Raw genomic sequence first — 18203 nt, forward strand, 5'->3', positions numbered from 1 at the left:
CGGCGGCTACAGTGCAGGCGTGCGGTTCATCCGGGATCTGTGGACGCTGCTGAAGCGCCGGGATTTCCGCCGGTTGTTCGCAGTGCGGTTGACGTCGCAGTTCGGGGACGGCGTGTTCCAGGTCGCGTTGGCGTCGTACGTGCTGTTCTCGCCCGAGCGGGCGCCCGACGCGGCAGCGATCGCGGGGCTGTTCGCGGTCGCGCTGCTGCCGTATTCGGTCCTCGGGCCGTTCACCGGCGTCCTGCTGGACCGGTGGTCGCGACGGCAGATCCTCTTCGGCGCGAACCTCACCCGAGCCGTCCTCGTGGTCGGAGTCGGCGCCATCGTCGCGACCGGTAACGCAGGGGTGCCGTTCTACCTGGCCGTGCTCCTCACCCTCGGCGTGAACCGCTTCCTGCTCTCCGGTCTGTCCGCGGGCCTCCCGCACGTGGTCGAGCGCGACGAACTGGTGATGGCCAACGCCGTCACCCCGACCTCCGGTACGGCGTTCTTCCTCATCGGCGGCGGGGTCGGCGCCGGGGTCAAGCTGATCGTCGACTCGGATCTCGCCGTCCTCGGCCTGACCGTCGTCGTCTACACCGCAGCCGCCCTGCTCGCGCTCCGGCTCCGGCGCGACCAGCTCGGGCCGGACCTGAACGGCGACGAACCGGGCATCCTCGAAGCGCTCAGCACCATCGCGGGCGGCCTGATCGACGGCGCCCGCTACCTGAAGACGCGCAAGCAACCGGCCCTCGGGCTGGCGGCGATCGGCTCGCTGCGCTTCTTCTTCGGGCTGATGACCGTCTCGATGATCCTGCTGTACCGCAACTACTTCTACGGTCCCGATCAGCTCGACGAGGCCTTCGGCGCACTCGCTATCGCGACCGGTGCGGTCGGCGCGGGCCTGTTCCTCGCCGCCCTCGTCACCCCGTGGGGCACCCGCGTGATGACGCTGCGGCAGTGGATCACCTGGCTGTTCGTCGCGGCCGCAGTGGTAACTGCCGTGCCGGTCGGGCTCTACACCCAGCCGGCGCTGATCGTCGGCGGCTTCCTCATGGGCTTCTGCGCGCAGGGCGTGAAGATCAGCGTCGACACCCTCGTCCAGACGGGTGTCGACGATGTCTACCGCGGCCGGGTGTTCGCGCTGTACGACATGATCTACAACGTCGGGCAGGTCTCCGCGGCCGCGCTCGGCGCGTGGATCCTGCCCGACGACGGGAAGTCGTACGCGGTGCTCGCCTTCATCGTCCTCGGCTTCGCCGTCACCGCTGTGGTGTACGCACGGCTCAGCCGGGACGACTCAGGTACCGCGCAGGGCGGTGATGGGCTGGATGGCGGAGGCCTTCCACGCGGGGTACGTGCCGGCGACCAGGCCGATGAACGCACCCAGCAGGGGTGACCCGAACGCGAGCCGGTTGTCCAGGATCGGCGTCCAGTCCCGGATCCACGACACTCCCACGGTGAGCAGTACGCCGACCGCCGTACCGAGTAATCCACCGAGGAAGCCGACGATCACGCTCTCCACCAGGAACTGCACCGCGATGTGTCTTCGGGCGGCCCCGAGAGCGCGACGCAGGCCGATTTCGGAGATCCGCTCGAGCACCGACAGCAAGGTGACGTTCGCGATCCCGAGACCGCCGACCAGCAGCGCGACCGCGCCGAGCAGCAGGAACAGTGCGTTCAGGTCGGACTCGACCCCCTTGCGTACGGCGCCCTGCTTCGGCGGAGCGTCGACGCGCAGCGTGCTCGGGTTGTTCGGCTCGATCGCGATCGGCGCCTGCTCGGCGATCAACTGCGCCGCACCGACCTGGGTCCGGATCTCGACCGCGTCCGGTGATTCCAGGTCGTACGCCGCCTTCGCCGCACCGTTCGGCATGATCACGGCATCGTTGAGCTCGGCCCGGCCGGAGACGGAATCGAGGATGCCGATCACCGTGTAGGGCTCCGCGCCGATGAAGATCGCTGGTTGTGAGTCGACCCGGTTGATACCCAGCCGCTCGGCGGCATGCTTGCCGAGGACAACGACCTTGTCACCGCGCCGATCGTGGCCGGTGTCGAAGAACCGGCCAGTCGACAGCACCGCCCGGACCGCGTCCCACAGCCCGGCCGAACCGGCCATCACCTGCAGCGCATGACCGTTGCGCTGATCGTCGAGCGCTTCCACGCTGCGGACGAGGTCGTCCCCCACCTCGATGTTGCTGACCGTGCCGACCGCCTCCACGCCGTTGAGCCGCTGGATCCGCTCCGGCGCATCCCACGGCAACTGGGTAGCCGCTTCACCTTCCTGACCGCCTTTGTCGTCCGGCTGTACGACGACCCGCGTGGCGGCCGCCAGGTCGAACCGCTGGGTGATCTGGCCCGACGCGGTCTGCCCGAGTCCGACCGTCCCGACCAGCGCGGCGATCCCGAGCACAGTGCCGAGCGTCGTCAGGATCAGCCGGGTCGGCCGGGCGGCGACGCCCGCCAGCGCCTCGTCGAGGAGGTCCCGGACAGCGGGACGAGATCGGCGGCGGAGCGAGGCGGGGCGGGGAGAGCCCGCCCGGCGGATCAGCCCGGCAAGGGCGAGCCGGGGCCGCAGTCGCCGCGCTCCGCGCCGATTGGTGGACGGCCCGCCGGCGGGATCCGGGGGGCCTGCTGGGGTTACCACTGGAGGGTTCCGTCGACGATGCGGACCTGACGTTGCGCCCGGCGGCTGACGTTGTCGTCGTGGGTGATGACCGCCAGCGTCATCCCCTCGGCGTGCAGTTCGTCGAACACCGTGAGGATCGCGTCCGCATTCGCACTGTCCAGGTTGCCGGTCGGCTCGTCGGCGAGCAGCAGGCTCGGTTCGGCGACCAGCGCCCGCGCGATCGCCACCCGCTGCCGCTCACCACCGGAGAGCGTCGTCGGCGCGAACTCCATCCGGTGCGCGAGCCCGACCCGCTCGAGCGCGACCCGGGCCCGGGCCATCCGCTCGCGCCGCGGCACTCCGACGTACACCATCGACAGGGCGACGTTCTCCAGGACGGTCCGGTGGTCGAGCAGATGGAACGACTGGAACACGAACCCGATCCGCTCACCACGAAGTACGGCGCGACGCCGCTCGCGTAAGCTCATCGTGTCCACGCCGTCCAGCCGATAGACGCCACCGGTCGGGTTGTCGAGCAACCCGAGCAGATGGAGCAACGTCGACTTCCCGGACCCGGACGGTCCGACGATCGACAGGTACTCCCCTTGGCCGATCGTCAGGTCGACCTCCCGGATCGCCTGGACCTCGGGTGGTCCGGGGAAGAATCGCCGTACGCCGATCATCTCGACGACCGGTGCCGGCAGCGCAACCGCGGTGGCTGTCATCGTCCGACCACCACCTGATCGCCCTCGGACAGCCTGGCGTCGCCGGCCGGCGTGACCTGCGCATACCCGTCGGCGGACAGTCCGACCGTGACCGGCACGAGCTCCGTCTTCCCGTTCCGCAGTACCTCGATCCGCGACCCGCCGTCCGCGCCGGACGACAACGCCGCCACGGGTACGGCGAGGACCTTGCCGCCGGTGCTCTTCACCGGGATCGTCACCCGCACGTTCGCGTCCCGGAGCAGCGCCAGCTGGCTTGCGGTCAGCCCGTTGGGTGCGACCACGACGTCGTACTGGTTGCCGTTCTTGGTGATCCGGCGGACCTTCGCGGCGACCGCCGTACCTTCGCCGAGGTCGAGGGTCGCGGCCATGCCCGCCTTGAGGCGCTGGGCGGTCTCGGCGTCGACCTTGACGGTGACCACCAGCGACGCGCCGCTCGCGGACATCACCACGCCGTTGACCGTGCCGCCGCGTTCGACCTTCACGTCGTCGACCCGGCGCGGCAGGGTCTTCACGTACACGACCTCGGACACCGGGAGCGGGGTGCCGGCCTTGAACTCGGCCTCGCTCCGGGCTTGCTGGGCGTCGGCGAGGTTGGCCTCGGCATCGTCGACGGAACCCTGCTGGACCGAAGTGTCCTTAGCCTTGGCGTCCTTGGCCTGCTTGAGCTGAGCCCTAGCCTGACGGAGCTGGTTCTTCGCCGCGTCGACCTGCTTCTTCGCCTGGTCGACGGCCTGCGTGAGTCGCTCATCCGGCGCGGGAGCGTCGTACCCGGCCTTCTCGTAGAGCCGCTCGACCGCCTGCGAGGTGTCGGTGTCGTACTCGTCGTCGACCGTGCCCGGGTCGAGGCCGAGCCGGTCCAGGGTCTGCTCGAGCTGGAGTACGTCGGGTCCCTTGCTGCCCGGGCTCAGGGTTCGGTACATCGGCAGTACGCCGGCCAGGCCGATGACCGGGCGGCCGGTGATCTCCAGCAACGCCTTGCCCTCGGTGATGGTCGACCCGACCGCCGGCACCTTCCCGGTCACGATGGCCGGCGTGGTCAGCCCGCTGGTCTCGACCCGGATGTTCACCGCGCCGTCGAACGAGGCGTCGCCGCGGCCGATCACCTTGCTGGACAGCGCCTTCTTCGCCACGGGCACGGTGATCTGGGAGGCCTTCGGGGCTGCGGTCTTGGCGGCCGCGTCCTCCGGTGAGGTGATCCGGCTGCCCGCGGCCACGCCCACGCCGAGCGAGACGGCGGCCACCGCGGAGACCCCGACCAGGACCCGGCGCCGGGACTTCGGCGAAGCGGTCACCGGTTCGCCATCTCGTCGCGGTATGACTCGAGCTCGGTCTTGTGCTGGCTGACGAACTCCTTCTCCAGGTCGTACTGCACCTTCTTGTACGACGCGTCGTACACCTTGGCCTTGCACTTCTGGTCCGCGACCGCGAGGTCGATCTCGAACTTGCGCAGGTCGGCCAGCTTGGTCGCGTCGACCTTGTCGAACGACGGCGGCCCCTGCAGCGTCTTGCCCTGGCCGTTCTTCGGCGGTGGCTGGTTGCCGGTCAGCGCGTCAAGCTTCTGCTGCACCTTCTCGCGCGGCGCGTCCACCTTGCTGAAGCCGGCCTGACCGGCGTCGGCCAGGCAGTCGGACCAGGCCTTGGTCGCGTCCACCACCCGCTGGTCGGCCTCGATCCGCTTCGACAGCGCCTGGATGTCCTTGAACAGGCTGTCGAACTTCTTGAAGTCGGCGGTCCGGTCCTTGCCCTTGCCGTAGACCTCCTCGACCGCCTTGCCGCGGCACCCGAGGTCCAGCTTGCCGCTCGAACTCGGGCCGTCGCCTTCCTTCGGGGCGATCACCACATTGCCGTTGCCGCCCGCGTTCGGGCCGTTCAGTGCCTTGTCGTAGGCCTTCTTCGCGTTCGGGGAGAGGGCGTTGCGGATCTTGGTGTTGGGGTTGGTGTCATCGGCGCCGGCCTTGGACCAGTCGATGGTGCTGATGCCGTAGCCGTACTGCTCGGCGAACTTGTCCGGTGGCAGGTTGAACGCGTCGCTGAACTTGCTCTTCGGGTTCGACTCCGGCGGGACCGCGACGTACTCGAACCCGGCTGCCTTCATGCAGGCGGCGGTGGCGTCCTCGACCTTGCGCTGCTTGGCCAGCTCCTCCTCCGACGGCTGCTGACCGCCGCCCGCCCGGACCGTGATCCGCATCCCGCCGCCGGACGAGGTGAAGCCTTCGCCCATGTACTCCGCAAGGGGGCTCTTGTCACTGTTCTGGTCCCCGGAGGCCGCCGGATTCTGGTTGTTGCCACACCCGGCCAGCGCCAGGACCGTCACCAGGGCGAGTGCTTTTCGAGAGGTCTTCATGGCGGTCGAGCCTGAGGCGCGGGCGGTGAAGAACCTGTGAAGGACCGATTTGCACCCGATGCTCTCAGTCGATCTTCATCGGATTCTCATCAAACTCGGGGACATTGATGGGTATGCCAGCGCGGATCCTCGTCGCCGAAGACGATCTGAAGCAGGCGGAGCTGATCCGGCGGTATCTCGAGCGGGAGGGGCACCTGACCGTCGTCGTACACGACGGCCGGGCCGCGATCGACGAGGCCCGCCGGCGCAGCCCCGACCTGCTCGTGCTCGACGTGATGATGCCGAAGGTCGACGGCCTGGACGTCTGCCGGGTCCTGCGGGCCGACGACGAGGTGCCGATCATCATGCTGACCGCCCGCTCGACCGAGGACGACCTGCTCCTCGGTCTCGACCTGGGCGCCGACGACTACCTGACCAAGCCGTACAACCCACGCGAGCTCGTCGCCCGGGTCCGGACCGTGCTGCGGCGGACCCGGAGCCGCGCCGAGGGCGAGGTGTACCGGGTCGGCGAGCTGGAGATCGACCCGATCCGGCACGAGATCCGGCTGGCCGGCCGGTTGGTCGACGTGACGCCGGCCGAGTTCAAGATCCTGGCCTGCCTGGCCGCCTCCCCCGGGCGGGCGTTCTCCCGGCAGCAGTTGCTCGAGCACGCGTTCGGCTTCGACCACTACGTGTTCGACCGCACGATCGACGTCCACGTGATGAACCTGCGGAAGAAGATCGAGCCGTCGCCGGCCGCACCGGCGTACCTGAAGACCGTGTACGGCGTCGGCTACAAGCTCGCGGAAAAGGTCCACGTCGATGCGTCGTAGCGTGCTGATTCGGTTCCTCGGCCTGGCGCTGGCGGTCGCGCTCGGCGCGGTCATCGCGACCGCGGTGATCGCCACCTACAGCACCTCGGAGAAGCTGCAGGGCGAGATCGACGCGAACACCGGTCAGCTCCAGGTCGACGGACAGATCTACGGCCAGCTGTCCAAGTACGCCTCGGATCACCCGACCTGGTCCGGGGTGGACAAGCTGGTGCACGATCTGGCCGGCAAGCTCGGCCGCCGGATCGCCGTGACCGAACCGGATGGCACCGTGATCGCCGACTCGGCCCGGATGCTCGGTGCTGGTCCCGAGCTGCCCTCGGTGCCGGCGGCAACCATCGACGCCCGCAACGACGGCACTGTGAAGTTCGCCGGCGCGCTCAGCCTGTCCGCGGTGCGCAAGACGACCGTCTCAGGCCCGGCCGACATGATCACGACAGCCGGGATAGGTCCGCGTTCCCCGGTCTTCCCGGGGTGGGGGATGACCGAGCAGGAGAAGCAGGAGAGCGAGAGGCTCGCGCAGAAGGCGGTCGACTGTTTCCAGGCCCAGGGCAAGATGGCATACATCACGAGCGGGGGCGACGCGGCACCGCAGGTGCTGATCGAGTCCAGCAAGCTCGCCAACGGCGTCAGTCAGATGCAGGTCTCCAAGCCGGGAGTCACAGGGTCGGACCGGTGCCTGCCGCCGGGCCTGAACGCGCCCAGCGCCAAGGCGAAGATCGTGAACGATGACGAGGTGCGGCGTGCGACCGCCTGCCTCGACGCCGCCGGCGAGAAGTACACCATCGCCGACTACGACGGCCTGAAGGCGGCTGAACCGACGACGAAGGGCGCGGTGTCCGAGGCGTTCGCGACCTGTACGACGCAGGCCCGGTCGGAGGCATTGACGCCGTACGTCGCTCCGCCCGCGAAGCTGTATCTGGGTGCGAAGAGCACGTTCAACGTGTTCTCCGGCGAGGGCATGCTGCGGACCGCGGCGACCGCGCTCGGTGTCCTGCTGATCGCGGCGCTGGTGATGATCTTCGCCGGGCGCCGGCTGGTCCGCCCGATCGTGGCGCTCACCGGAGCGGCCCAACGGATGCGGAACGGCGACCACGCCGCCCGGGTCCCGGTGACCGGGAGGGACGAGGTGGCCCGGCTCGGGAACGCGTTCAACGAGATGGCGGAGGCGATCCAACGGCACGACTTCCAGCGCAAGGCGATGGTCAGCGACGTCGCCCACGAACTGCGGACGCCGTTGGCCAACATCAAGGGCTATCTGGTCGCGTCCGAGGACGGCGTCGTCCCGCTGGATGGGGAGCTGGTGACGTCGCTGCTCGAGGAGACCGAGCTGCTCGAGCACTTGGTGGCCGACCTGCAGGACCTAGCGCTCGCCGATGCCGGCATGCTCCGGCTGCATCCCGCCCCACGTGATCTGACCGAGCTGGCGCAACAGGTGGTGCTGGCGCACCAGCCTGCCGCCGACACGGCCGGGGTCGCGCTGACGGCCGACGTACAAGGGGCTGCGACGGCCTCCGTCGACAGCGCTCGGATCCGGCAGGCGCTCGGCAACCTGGTCTCGAACGCCATCCGCTTCACTCCACCCGGCGGCAACGTCGTCGTCGGCGTACGACGGGGCGCCGACGGCTACAACCTGACCGTCACCGACAACGGCACCGGGATCGCGGACGAACACCTGCCACATCTGTTCGACCGCTTCTACCGCGCCGAGCAGTCCCGCAGCCGGTCGACGGGCGGCAGCGGATTGGGCCTCGCGATCACCAAGCACCTTGCCGAGGCGCACGGCGGCCGGATCACGGTGACGAGCCGCCTCGGCTCCGGATCGGCCTTCACGATCTGGATCCCGGCTGGTTAACCTCAGCGTGTGGCCGGCCGGAAAGCACGCGTTGCGGATGTGCACGAGATCGCCCTCGGGATGCCGCATGTCACCGTGTGGCAGAAGGAAGACACCGAGCGGCCGGTCTATCAGGTGGGTGGGAAGTCGTTCGTGTTCTTCCGCAGCCGGCGGCCGGACGCCTTCGATCCCGACACCGGCGAGCGGTACGACGATGTGATCGTGTTCTGGGTCGAGTCCCAGGACGAGAAACTGGCGCTGGTGGCGGACGAGTCGAACCCGTTCTTCAGCACCCCGCACTTCGATGGCCACCCCTCAGTCCTGGTCCGCGGCAGCCGAATCGGCGAACTCACCAAGCAAGAGCTGACCGAGGTCATCCAGGACGCCTGGCTCTCCCGAGCCTCCAACCGCCGAGCCAGAACCTGGCTCGACCAACACCGCCTGCCACACTGAGCGCTGTCCGCGCCTTCTCGCTCACCCCGGGCTGAGCGCTCGGGCGGTTTCGAGGAGGTCGGTGCCGGTGGGGAGGGTGGCGATGATCGGGGTGTCGAGGCCGTTGTCGACATAGCGATTGATGTGGTCACGGCACTGTTCGGCGGTGCCGTGGACGATCAGGTCGTCGAGGACCTCGAGGGGTACGGCGGCCATCGCGGCGTTGCGGTCACCGGCGGCCCACGCCTCACGCATCTCCTTCATCGCCGCGCCACGACCGAGCCAGTCGTGGAAGGCGGCGTAGCCGGGGACGGTCAGGTAGGTGGCGATCAGGAAGCGGCCGATGTTGCGGGCCATCTCCGCGTCCTCGGTGACACAGACGAAGATCCGCGCCGCCAGCTCCTTGTCCGGCCCCAGCTCGGCGCGGACCTGCCGTACGTCGTCCGCGGACAGCCAGTTCGTGATCGCGCCATCCGCCTCGCGCGCCGCAAGCTTGAGCATCTGCGGCCGGAGCGCGGCGAGCATGATCGACGGCGGCACGTCCGGCGCCTTCTCCAGCCGGAACCGCTGGATGGTGAAGCTGTCGAACTCCCCGTCCACCTTCTCTCCCGCGAACGCCTGCCGCAGAAAGCGCAGTACGTCGCGGGTCCGGGCCAGCGGCGGGTCGTACGCGATCCCGTTCCACCCGGTCACGATGGTCTCCGACGAGGCCCCGATCCCGAGCACGAACCGCCCCGGCGCGAGGTCCGCAAGCGCCGCCGCACTCATCGCGAGCGCGGCGGGTCCGCGCGTGTGCACGGGGACGACGGCCGTTCCCAACCGCAAGCGGTCGTCCCACTCGGACGCGAGTACCAGCGGGGTGAACGCGTCGGCGCCGGCGACCTCGGCGGACCAGAGGTCGGTGTACCCCAGCGAGGACAGCTCGGCAATCAGCGGCCGGTGGTCCCGCAGCGGTACCCCGGTCAGTGGAACGGTCAGGCCCCAGCGCATCTCAGATCATCCTCTTCAGCAATGGCAGTGGTGCGAACCGCATCACCCGGGCGAGCGGGCTCCACGGCCACGGCGGTACGTACGCCTTCGCCTTCTCGGCCTCGATCGCGGCGACGATCGCACGGACGCCGGAAACAGTGTCGACGATCAGCGGGGTGTTCGCGACGTGCTCGTTCATCTCGGACCGGATGTAACCGGGGAAGATCGTGCTGACCGTGATCGGCTTGCCGAGCAACTCCATCTGGAGCCCCTCGGCGAGCGACGCCAGCCCGGCCTTGGTCGCGGCGTACGTCGTCACCGTCTTGGGCAGGCCGCGCAGCGCCGAGATGGACGAGATGAAGACGAGGTGGCCGGCGTTCCGGGCCCGGAACAGCTCCATCGCCGCCTCCGCCTGGGCGAGCGCGCCGACGAAGTTGGTCAGCGCGGTCTCGCGGTTGGCGTCGAACCGGCCGGTGCCGAGCGGCGCGCCCTTGCCCAGGCCGGCGTTCACGATCACCCGGTCCAAGTGGCCGAGCTCCGCGTCGGCCTTGCGGAACACCTCGAACACCTGGTCGTGGTCGGTCACGTCGAGCCTGTGGATGACGATCTGTGCCTGTGGATAACGCTCGGTCAGCTCGGTCCGCAGCGCCTCGAGCCGCTCTTCCCGTCGCGCGGTGAGCGCCAGGTTGTGGCCCTTGGCGGCGAACTGCCGGGCCATCTCCGCGCCCAGTCCGGCGCTGGCGCCGGTGATCAGGATGTTCCGTCGCATCACAGCCCTATCTGTAGGAGATCATCCCGGTACCGTCGAGATGCCCGTGTTCGTTGTGACTGACCACGGTCAGTCCACTCAGCCCGGCCAGCACCTTGGTGATCGCGGTGTTGATCGTCAGCGGGCTGAGTTTCAGCCACAGCCCGTCGCCGCCGTCGGTCAGTATCCGGCTGACCACCGACGAGATCGGCCCGCCGGACGTGAACACCACAGCCGTCCCGCCCTTGCCGAGGCTTCCCGCTGTCCGTTGTACCGCAGCCTCGACGCGCTCTGCGAACGCCTGGAAGGTCTCGGTGTACCCGTCGTCCTCGCGCATCCAGCGCTCCGTCGCCGCGCTGAACATCTCCTGGAATGCGCGGTGCGGATTCCCGGTCCGCGCAAGGTCCGCGAGCATCACCGCCCGCCGCCGGTACGCCGGCTTGTGCGCGAGGATCACCTGCTCGTGGTCGAACTCGTCGAAGCCCACGTCCACCTCGGCCTGCCCCTCCAGGCCGGCGGCCGCCAACGCGAGCTGCGCCGTCATCAGATGCCGCGACATCGACCCGGAGACGACCAGGTCGGGCCGCACACCTCGTGCGGCGAGCGCCTTGCCGAGCAGCACCGCCTGCTGCTCGCCCTGCTCCGAGAGCTTGTCGTAGTCACGCGAACCGAACGACGCCTGCGCGTGCCGGATCAGATAGATGACTGGCATCTAGGCCTGCCGGATGATCCGGCGGCAGCGCCGCTCGAGCAGGTTGACCGGGAGCCAGAAGCTCTTGAACCGCGGGTTGCGCGTCTGCTTGTGGTGATAGCGGTAGTAAATCTGCTGCGCGATCACCGCCAACCGGAAGAGGCCGAACACCTCGTAGAACGCCCAGTTCTCCGGCTTCAGCCCGGACCGCTCGGTGTAGTACGCAACGATCTCGTCGCGACTGATCATCCCGGGCGCGTCCGACGGCTGCAGCCGGAAGCGGCGGAACGCCCAGTCGTCGTCCGCCTGCACCCAATACGCCAGCGCACCCCCCAGATCCATCAACGGGTCGCCGAGTGTCGCGAGCTCCCAGTCGAGTACGCCGACCACGTGCAGCGGATCGTCCGGCGCGAGTACGACGTTGTCGAGCCTGAAGTCGTTGTGGATAACGCAGGTCCGGACGTCGGCCGGCTGGTTCTCCGCAAGCCAGGCCATCACGCGCTCGTAGCTGGGCACGTTCCACGTCTTCGCCTTGCGATAGCGCTCCGACCAGCCCGTGACCTGGCGTCCGACGTACCCCTCGCCACGACCGAGGTCGGTCAGGCCGGCGGCTTCGGCGTCGACGGCGTGTAGCTCGGCGAGCGTGTCGATCAAGGTGAAACCCAGCTGCCGGGTCTGCTCGGGCGTCAGGTCGACACGCAGCTCGTGGTGGCCCGGGATCGTGCCCACGACGCGCTCCATCACGTAGAACTCGGAGCCGATCACCGCGTCGTCGTTGCAATGGGCAACCATCGTCGGGACGTAGCGGAACACCGGCTTCAGCGCGGCCTGGATCCGGTACTCGCGGCCCATGTCGTGCGCGCCTCTGGCCTTCGTCCCGGCCGGCGGGCGGCGCAGGATCAGCTCGTGGTCGCCGTACCGCAGGAGATAGGTCAGGTTCGACGCGCCGCCGGAGAACTGTTGCACCTCGGGGAGGCCGGGCGGAAGCTCGGTCTGTTGCCGGAGCCAACCATCGACCGCCGGCACGTCGAAGGCGTCCTCGTCCCGGACCGCCCGCGCGCCATCACCCATCGGCGGCCTCGGCCCGAGCGCGCGCCCGGGCAGCGATCTTGCGCATCTGCCGGTCGTACAGCGGACGGGCGAAGCGCTTGGTGCGCCACGCCAGGAGGGCCGGCCGATCGGGGATGATCAGGAACTGCCTCTTCTTGATCCCCGCTATCACCGCGGCCGCGATGTCGTCCGCCGACCGTGGCGACTTCTCGATCAGCTGGCGCGCGGTTGCGCCCATGGCGGTGTCCGCGCCGCGGATCGAGTCGGCCAGGTTGGTCCGGAAGAACGACGGGCAGACCACCGAGATGGTCACGCCGTACGGATGCAGCTCGTGCGACAGCGTCTCCGAGAGCGCGACCACTCCGGCCTTGACCGTGTTGTACGAGCTCATCATCGGCGGGTGGACCAGCCCGGCCGCGGACGCCGTGTTGACGATATGGCCGGACCGCTGCCGCTTGAAGAGCGGTGTGAACGCGCGGCAGCCGCGGACCACACCCATCAGGTTGATGTCGACGACGCGATCCCACTCGTCGAGTGACTCGACCTCGATCCGGCCGCCGGTCGCGATGCCGGCGTTGTTCACCAAGATGTCCAGGCCGCCCCAGTTCTGCTCGCACCACTCGACCGCCGCGGCCCAGTCCTCCGGACTGCGGACGTCGAGCTGCCGGTACGTCGCCCCGTCGTCGGTGCCGTCCGACGCGACGTCGGTGCTGAGCACTTGGTGGCCGTCGGCAACAAACCGGGCGACCAGCGCGGCGCCGAGCCCACTCGCGCCACCGGTGACGAGGATCCGGCTCACTTCGTCTCCCGCCCTAAGTACGACGCCAGTTCGATTCTGGCGATGACCCCACGATGCACCTCGTCCGGCCCGTCGGCCAGTCGCAGCGACCGGGCACTCGTCCACGCCGCCGCGAGCGGGAAGTCGTCGGACAGTCCGCCGCCGCCGTGCAGCTGGATCGCCATGTCGATCACGTCCTGCGCCATCCGCGGTACGGCGACCTTGATCTGGCTCACCTCGCTCAACGCGCCCGCGAGCCCCTTCGTGTCCAGCAGGTACGCCGTCTGCAGCACGAGCAATCGGGCTTGGTTGATCGCGATCCGGGCGTCGGCGATACGCTCCCGGTTGCCGCCGAGATTCACGAGCGGCTTGCCGAATGCGGTCCGGCTGGTGCCGCGCTCGATGGCCAACTCGAGCGCCTTCTCGGCCAGCCCGATCAGTCGCATGCAGTGGTGCACCCGGCCCGGTCCGAGCCGGCCCTGCGCGATCTCGAACGCCTTGCCCGGTCCGACCAGGATGTTCGACGCCGGCACCCGGACCTCGCTGAACGACACCTCGCCGTGCCCGTGCGGCTCGTCGTACCGGCTCATCGTGGGGAGGAGGCGCTCGACCTTCACGCCCGGGGTGTCGCGGGGGACGAGCACCATCGTGTGCCGCGCGTACCGGTGGGCCTCGGGGTCGGTGAGGCCCATGAAGATGAGCAGCTCGCAGTCCGGGTGACCGACGCCGGTGCTCCACCATTTGCGGCCGTTGATGACGACCTCGTCACCGTCGACGATCGCGGTCGCGGCCATATTGGTGGCGTCCGACGACGCGACATCCGGCTCGGTCATGCAGAACGCGGACCGGATCGTGCCGTCGAGCAACGGCTCCAGCCACCGCTTCTTCTGGTCCGGGCTGCCGTAGCGGAGCAGGACCTCCATGTTGCCGGTGTCCGGTGCGTTGCAGTTGAACACGTACGGCGCGATGAACGATCGGCCGGTCAGTTCGGCGATCGGGGCGTAGTCGAGATTCGACAGGCCCTGGCCGTACTGCTCGTTGCCCGGCTCGGCGGGCGGAAGGAAGAGGTTCCACAGGCCTTCCTTGCGGGCCTTCGCCTGCAGCTCCTTCATCACCGGCTGCGGCTGCCAGGGGTCGCCGGCCGCGCGGATCGCGGCCTGCAGCTCGGCCTCGACCGGCTCGATCTCGGTCCGGATGAACTCCGCTACCCGGCCGATCAGCTCAGTCGCGCGGGCGGAAGGTTCGAATCCCATCAAGACTCCTTAGGTCGTCTTGACCGTAGCTCAGCCGCTAAGCAATGCTCAATAGCATGGATCACCGACTGTCAGCGGAGGACCGGAAGAAGCAACTGGTCCGGATCGGGCTGATGATGCTGCGCACGCAGCCGATCCACGAGCTGTCGATCGACGCGATCGCGGGCCAGGCCGGGATCTCCCGCGGCCTGCTGTTCCACTACTTCCCGAGCAAGCGCGACTACTACGTCGCGGTGATCTCGGCGGCCGGCCGTCGCCTGCTCCGGGTGACGAAGCCGGACGAGTCCCTGCCGCCGGAGGAGAAGCTCCGGGAGATGCTGATGCAGTTCGTCGCGTTCATCAGCCGGCGGCGGACGGCGTACATCTCCTTCGTCCGCGGGGCGGCCGGCGGCGACGACTACGCCGTCGAGGTGTACGACGAAACCCGCGCCGGGCTGACCAAGCGCATCCTCACCTACATCGGTACGCCGGAAGTCGCCGACGAGCCCGCATCCCCCGAGTACATGCGCATCCACGCCTGGCTCGCGTACGCCGAAGATCTCGCGATCGAGTGGTCCGGCCTCCCGGAGGACGAGCGCCCGTACTCGGACAAGTTCCTCGTCGACCACGCCATCGAAGCCCTCCACACTCTCCGCAAGCTGTAGGACTTCCGCTCCCGGCACCTGGCGGCGTCAGGTGAAGACGTTGACTGCGCGGGCTACGACCAGGCCTACGACGGCCAGGGAGATCAGCGACTGCAGGCCCATGGCCATCTTGGCCCAGCGGGCCAGCGGCATCACGTCGGTCGGGCTGAATGCGGTGGATGTGGTCAGCGCCAGGTACAAGTAGTCGACGAACACGGGCCGCCAGCCTGGTCGCGCGACCTCCGGGCTGAGCTGCTGCGTGAAGGCGAGGTCGAGGTACCGCGGCATCCGGTGGGCGCGGTTGGCGGCACCGCCGGCGTCCAGTTCCCAGTACAGCAAGGCGAACGCGAGCAGGTTCGACGACCACACGATGCCGCCGGCAGCGAGCAGCGCCTCGGGTGAGTTCGTGATCGACCCGCCGTGGATCAGCGTCGCGACGAGCCGCACCGTCGCCAGCATCGCGTCCAGCACCAGCAACGCCACAACCACGATCGACACACCGCGCAAGAACGACGACCGCTTGTCGATCCGCCCAGGGTCCCGCACGATCAGCACCGCAAGCAGCACGACCTCGACCGCGGGCAGCGTCCAGGCCGGCGCCACCCGCATCTCCTTCGGCCGCGCGAGCGTCAACAAGATGGCCACCACCACGGCGGCCAGGCTCGGCCACCGAGACTCCCCCCGAACCGGCTGCTCCGGCTCGCCACCGCCACCAGCACTCATGGCACCCCCGCCCACGAGCGTACGCCGGGAAGCCGGCGCGTTACTCGGGCTGCGGGAGGAGCTCTGGGGTGAGGTTGGGGGTGGACATGTCGGGGTCGAAGGGGAAGAGGGGTCGGAGGACGCCGTGGTGGCCCAGGCGGAGGAGGTCTTGGTCCACGCCGCCGGGCGTGAGGGCCAGGAGCCAGTCCTTGGCGAGGTTGTAGAGCTCCGGTTCGAGGTAGCCGATCTTGACGATCACCAGGTCGGTGGCGGCCGGGTCGAGACCGAGGAGGGTGAAGTCGGCGATGTGGTGGTACGGCTTGCGGCGGGACGTGAGGATCGAGTGCAGGCCGCCGGCCTTGACCACCGCGACCGTCCCGCCGACCGGGTCCTCCGACAGCGAGAACACCGTGCCGGCCAGCTCGACCGGGCCTGCCGGACCGGAGTCGACCTTGCCGCCCGCGGAGACCTGGACCGGGTTGCCAACGCCGGCCGCGACACAGGCGGCGACCGCATCAGGGTCGGTGATGCTCGCGTGGATCGCGGTCGCGTTGCCGCTGGTCAGCTCGTCGACGGTGAGCAGTTGGCCAAGAGTCCAGGACACATCGCCGGCGCCACCGGCGGTCGGGTTGTCGCCGGAATCGCTGATCAGGAAGGGCCGCGCCGTACTCGCGAGACCGGCGGCCACGCACTCCGCCAACGTGCCCGTCGGCGCGACGAACGCGAAGTCGTCCCGTGCACCCCAGTACGCCTGGGCCAGCTCGGCCGCGCGTTCGGCGATCAGTTGCTGATCGTCGCCGGTGACCACCACGGCCGCGCGGCACCGCGGTTCGTCGGCCCAGGCGTAGCCGACCCAGACCGCGGCGTCGAGTACGCCGGGCTCGTCGGCGATCTCGGCGACCCGCTGGTAGATCGACTTGGCCGGCTCGAGCCGGGTGGAGGTCTTCTCCCCTGGCAGCAGCACCGGCACCTGGATCCACGCCTTGCCGGGCTTGCCGAGCCCGGACCGGAGCCGCTCGACCAGATTGCGGGCCGCGCGCTCCCGGCTCTCCATCGCGTCCTCGTGCGGCGCCATCCGGTAGCAGGTGATCAGGTCGACGGCCGTACCGAGCTCGCGGGAGACGTTCCCGTGCAGGTCCATCGAGGTCGAGACCAGGACGTCGGGCCCGAGCGCGGCCCGGACCCGGGTGCCCAGGTCGCCCTCCGCGTCCTGTCGCGCGACCACGCTCATCGCCCCGTGGATGTCGAAGAAGAACCCGTCCAGCTCGCCGGCCGATCCGATCTTGTCGATGATCTCGGCGGACAGGTCGTCGTACACCTCCGGCAGGACGGCGCCACCAGGCAGTGAGCGCGCGTGCAGCAGCGGCACCCAGTCGACGCCCTGCGCCCACTCCTTGTCGAGGAAGTCGTACCGCCGCAACAAGTCCTCCCCACGGCGTACGTCGAAATCCGCCAGGCCGGCGCGGTGCGGCGAGAACGTGCTGGACTCGATGGCGATCCCGGCAATGCCGATCCGAAGGTTCATGACTAAAACCTGCCACAACCGAGCCGTTTCGCGCACTCCTACGCCCTGATGGTGGACACTCTCGGGCCGGTGGTCCCGCGGACGACCAACTCCGTCGCGAGCTCGACGTGCAGCGCCTCGACCTCGTGGCGGTCCAGCAGACGGATCAGCAGACTGACCGCCATCCGGCCCATCTCCTGCAACGGCTGCCGGACCGTCGTGAGTTGAGGTGTGGTCGCGCGGCTCAGATCGATGTCGTCGAAGCCGGCTATCGACAAATCTTCAGGGACGGACAGTCCGCGCTCGGCGGCGGCCTGCAGCGCACCGATCGCGGTCTTGTCGTTGAACGCGGCCAGGGCAGTGGGCCGGGGATCGAGGTCGAGGAGTTCGGCGGCGGCTCGGTAGCCGTGGGCGATGGTCGGCTCGACGTGCTTGACCAGCGTGGGATCCGGGAGGATGCCCGCGGCGGCGAGAGCGGCGGAGTGACCGCTCAGCCGGGCGTCCGCGGCGAGCCACTCGCGCGGGCCTGCGATGACGCCGATCCGCGTGTGGCCGAGCGAGGTCAGGTGGGCGGTGACTTGCCGGGCGCCGGAGTGATGAGCGGCGGAGACCGAGGGGATGTCGCGCGGCAGGGTCGTCCGTGGATCGACCACGACGAACGGGAACCGGCGCGCACCGAGCCGGACCAGCTCCGCCCCCGGCTCCGGCGGCAGGATCAGGATCGCGCCGCCGATCTCGCGCTGCGCCGGCAACCGGGACAACACCTGCTCGTGCTGCGTCGCCTCACCCGCGCTGAGGACGACCTGCCGTCCGTGCCGGTCGAGCGTCTCCGCGATCGACGACACGATCAGGCCGAAGTAGTCCGTGAGTACGTAAGGGCAGCGCACGTACACGGCGCCGGCGACGGGTTTCGCCGTCCCGCCGCGCGGGCTCGGGGCGCGCAGGCCCAGCTCCTCGACCGCGCGCTCGACCAGCCGCCGGGTCTCCGGCGCCACACTGCCCTGCTGGTTGAGCACCCGGGACACGGTCGCGATCGAGACTCCGGTCGCCGCCGCGACCTCGCGGACGGTGGCCCGATCTCTAGGCATTTGTTACATCGCCTTGTTTCACGCTCAGCACTCTAAGGCACCGCTGCCAGATCTTGACAGGGGCAG

The 18203-nt window shown here is 69.2% G+C and carries 18 protein-coding genes; 5 read left to right on the forward strand and 13 right to left on the reverse strand.

What is annotated here, in order from left to right:
• The first annotated feature begins 19 nt into the window (after positions 1 to 19).
• A complete protein-coding gene (locus OG876_RS11550; RefSeq protein ID WP_328524811.1) occupies positions 20 to 1378 on the forward strand; it encodes an MFS transporter in 1359 nt (452 codons plus the stop codon).
• On the opposite strand, the gene OG876_RS11555 is transcribed toward OG876_RS11550, so the two are convergent.
• Genes OG876_RS11555 through OG876_RS11570 form a run of 4 tightly spaced genes read right to left on the reverse strand, consistent with a single transcriptional unit; the run spans position 1280 to position 5656 of the window.
• A complete protein-coding gene (locus OG876_RS11555) occupies positions 1280 to 2626 on the reverse strand; it encodes an ABC transporter permease (protein WP_328524812.1) in 1347 nt (448 codons plus the stop codon). The two genes, OG876_RS11550 and OG876_RS11555, sit on opposite strands and share 99 nt — an antisense overlap.
• Positions 2620 to 3312: an ABC transporter ATP-binding protein gene (locus OG876_RS11560; protein WP_328524813.1), complete on the reverse strand. Its 693-nt coding sequence runs from the start codon at positions 3310 to 3312 to the stop codon at positions 2620 to 2622. Before OG876_RS11560 ends, OG876_RS11555 begins: the two co-directional genes overlap by 7 nt.
• Positions 3309 to 4604, reverse strand: a complete 1296-nt coding sequence (locus OG876_RS11565) for a peptidoglycan-binding protein (RefSeq protein WP_328524814.1) — start codon at positions 4602 to 4604, stop codon at positions 3309 to 3311. Before OG876_RS11565 ends, OG876_RS11560 begins: the two co-directional genes overlap by 4 nt.
• Positions 4601 to 5656: a hypothetical protein gene (locus OG876_RS11570; protein WP_328524815.1), complete on the reverse strand. Its 1056-nt coding sequence runs from the start codon at positions 5654 to 5656 to the stop codon at positions 4601 to 4603. Before OG876_RS11570 ends, OG876_RS11565 begins: the two co-directional genes overlap by 4 nt.
• A gap of 113 nt (positions 5657 to 5769) precedes the next feature.
• On the opposite strand from OG876_RS11570, the gene OG876_RS11575 reads away from it, so the two are divergent.
• From OG876_RS11575 to OG876_RS11585, 3 genes are read left to right on the forward strand one after another with little or no spacing between them, the layout of a single operon-like run.
• Complete coding sequence (locus OG876_RS11575) at positions 5770 to 6468, forward strand: response regulator transcription factor (RefSeq protein ID WP_328524816.1); 699 nt, start codon at positions 5770 to 5772, stop codon at positions 6466 to 6468.
• Entirely contained in the window at positions 6458 to 8320 is a 1863-nt protein-coding gene (locus OG876_RS11580; protein ID WP_328524817.1) for a sensor histidine kinase, read from the forward strand. The genes OG876_RS11575 and OG876_RS11580 overlap by 11 nt, the downstream gene beginning before the upstream one ends.
• Before the next feature lie 9 nt (positions 8321 to 8329).
• Positions 8330 to 8752: an MmcQ/YjbR family DNA-binding protein gene (locus tag OG876_RS11585; protein WP_328524818.1), complete on the forward strand. Its 423-nt coding sequence runs from the start codon at positions 8330 to 8332 to the stop codon at positions 8750 to 8752.
• A gap of 21 nt (positions 8753 to 8773) precedes the next feature.
• Here OG876_RS11585 and OG876_RS11590 read toward each other — a convergent pair whose 3' ends face one another.
• Genes OG876_RS11590 through OG876_RS11615 form a run of 6 tightly spaced genes read right to left on the reverse strand, consistent with a single transcriptional unit; the run spans position 8774 to position 14220 of the window.
• A complete protein-coding gene (locus tag OG876_RS11590; protein ID WP_328524819.1) occupies positions 8774 to 9721 on the reverse strand; it encodes an LLM class F420-dependent oxidoreductase in 948 nt (315 codons plus the stop codon).
• A gap of 1 nt (position 9722) precedes the next feature.
• The gene (locus OG876_RS11595) at positions 9723 to 10469 is read right to left on the reverse strand and encodes an SDR family oxidoreductase (protein ID WP_328524820.1); all 747 of its coding nucleotides are present in this window, start codon (positions 10467 to 10469) and stop codon (positions 9723 to 9725) included.
• Positions 10470 to 10476: 7 nt separating this feature from the next.
• The gene (locus OG876_RS11600; RefSeq protein ID WP_328524821.1) at positions 10477 to 11160 is read right to left on the reverse strand and encodes a histidine phosphatase family protein; all 684 of its coding nucleotides are present in this window, start codon (positions 11158 to 11160) and stop codon (positions 10477 to 10479) included.
• On the reverse strand, positions 11161 to 12210 hold the full coding sequence (locus OG876_RS11605; protein WP_328524822.1) for a phosphotransferase family protein: 1050 nt from the start codon (positions 12208 to 12210) through the stop codon (positions 11161 to 11163).
• Positions 12203 to 12988 (reverse strand): SDR family oxidoreductase, encoded by a 786-nt coding sequence (locus tag OG876_RS11610; protein WP_328524823.1) that lies wholly within the window; start codon positions 12986 to 12988, stop codon positions 12203 to 12205. The genes OG876_RS11605 and OG876_RS11610 overlap by 8 nt, the downstream gene beginning before the upstream one ends.
• Entirely contained in the window at positions 12985 to 14220 is a 1236-nt protein-coding gene (locus tag OG876_RS11615) for an acyl-CoA dehydrogenase family protein (protein WP_328524824.1), read from the reverse strand. The genes OG876_RS11610 and OG876_RS11615 overlap by 4 nt, the downstream gene beginning before the upstream one ends.
• Positions 14221 to 14276: 56 nt before the next feature.
• Here OG876_RS11615 and OG876_RS11620 point away from each other — a divergent pair, with 56 nt between their 5' ends.
• Positions 14277 to 14864 carry a TetR/AcrR family transcriptional regulator gene (locus OG876_RS11620; protein ID WP_328524825.1) on the forward strand — a complete coding sequence of 196 codons (588 nt, stop codon included), beginning with the start codon at positions 14277 to 14279 and terminating at the stop codon, positions 14862 to 14864.
• 27 nt (positions 14865 to 14891) lie between these two features.
• Here OG876_RS11620 and OG876_RS11625 read toward each other — a convergent pair whose 3' ends face one another.
• From OG876_RS11625 to OG876_RS11635, 3 genes are read right to left on the reverse strand one after another with little or no spacing between them, the layout of a single operon-like run.
• Positions 14892 to 15566 (reverse strand): hypothetical protein, encoded by a 675-nt coding sequence (locus tag OG876_RS11625; RefSeq protein WP_328524826.1) that lies wholly within the window; start codon positions 15564 to 15566, stop codon positions 14892 to 14894.
• Between the two features lie 40 nt (positions 15567 to 15606).
• The gene (locus tag OG876_RS11630; RefSeq protein ID WP_328524827.1) at positions 15607 to 17070 is read right to left on the reverse strand and encodes a M81 family metallopeptidase; all 1464 of its coding nucleotides are present in this window, start codon (positions 17068 to 17070) and stop codon (positions 15607 to 15609) included.
• A 38-nt stretch (positions 17071 to 17108) separates the two neighbouring features.
• A complete protein-coding gene (locus tag OG876_RS11635; protein WP_328524828.1) occupies positions 17109 to 18137 on the reverse strand; it encodes a LacI family DNA-binding transcriptional regulator in 1029 nt (342 codons plus the stop codon).
• Positions 18138 to 18203 lie beyond the last annotated feature (66 nt).

This window comes from Kribbella sp. NBC_00359, from assembly GCF_036097425.1.
Lineage (GTDB): Bacteria > Actinomycetota > Actinomycetes > Propionibacteriales > Kribbellaceae > Kribbella.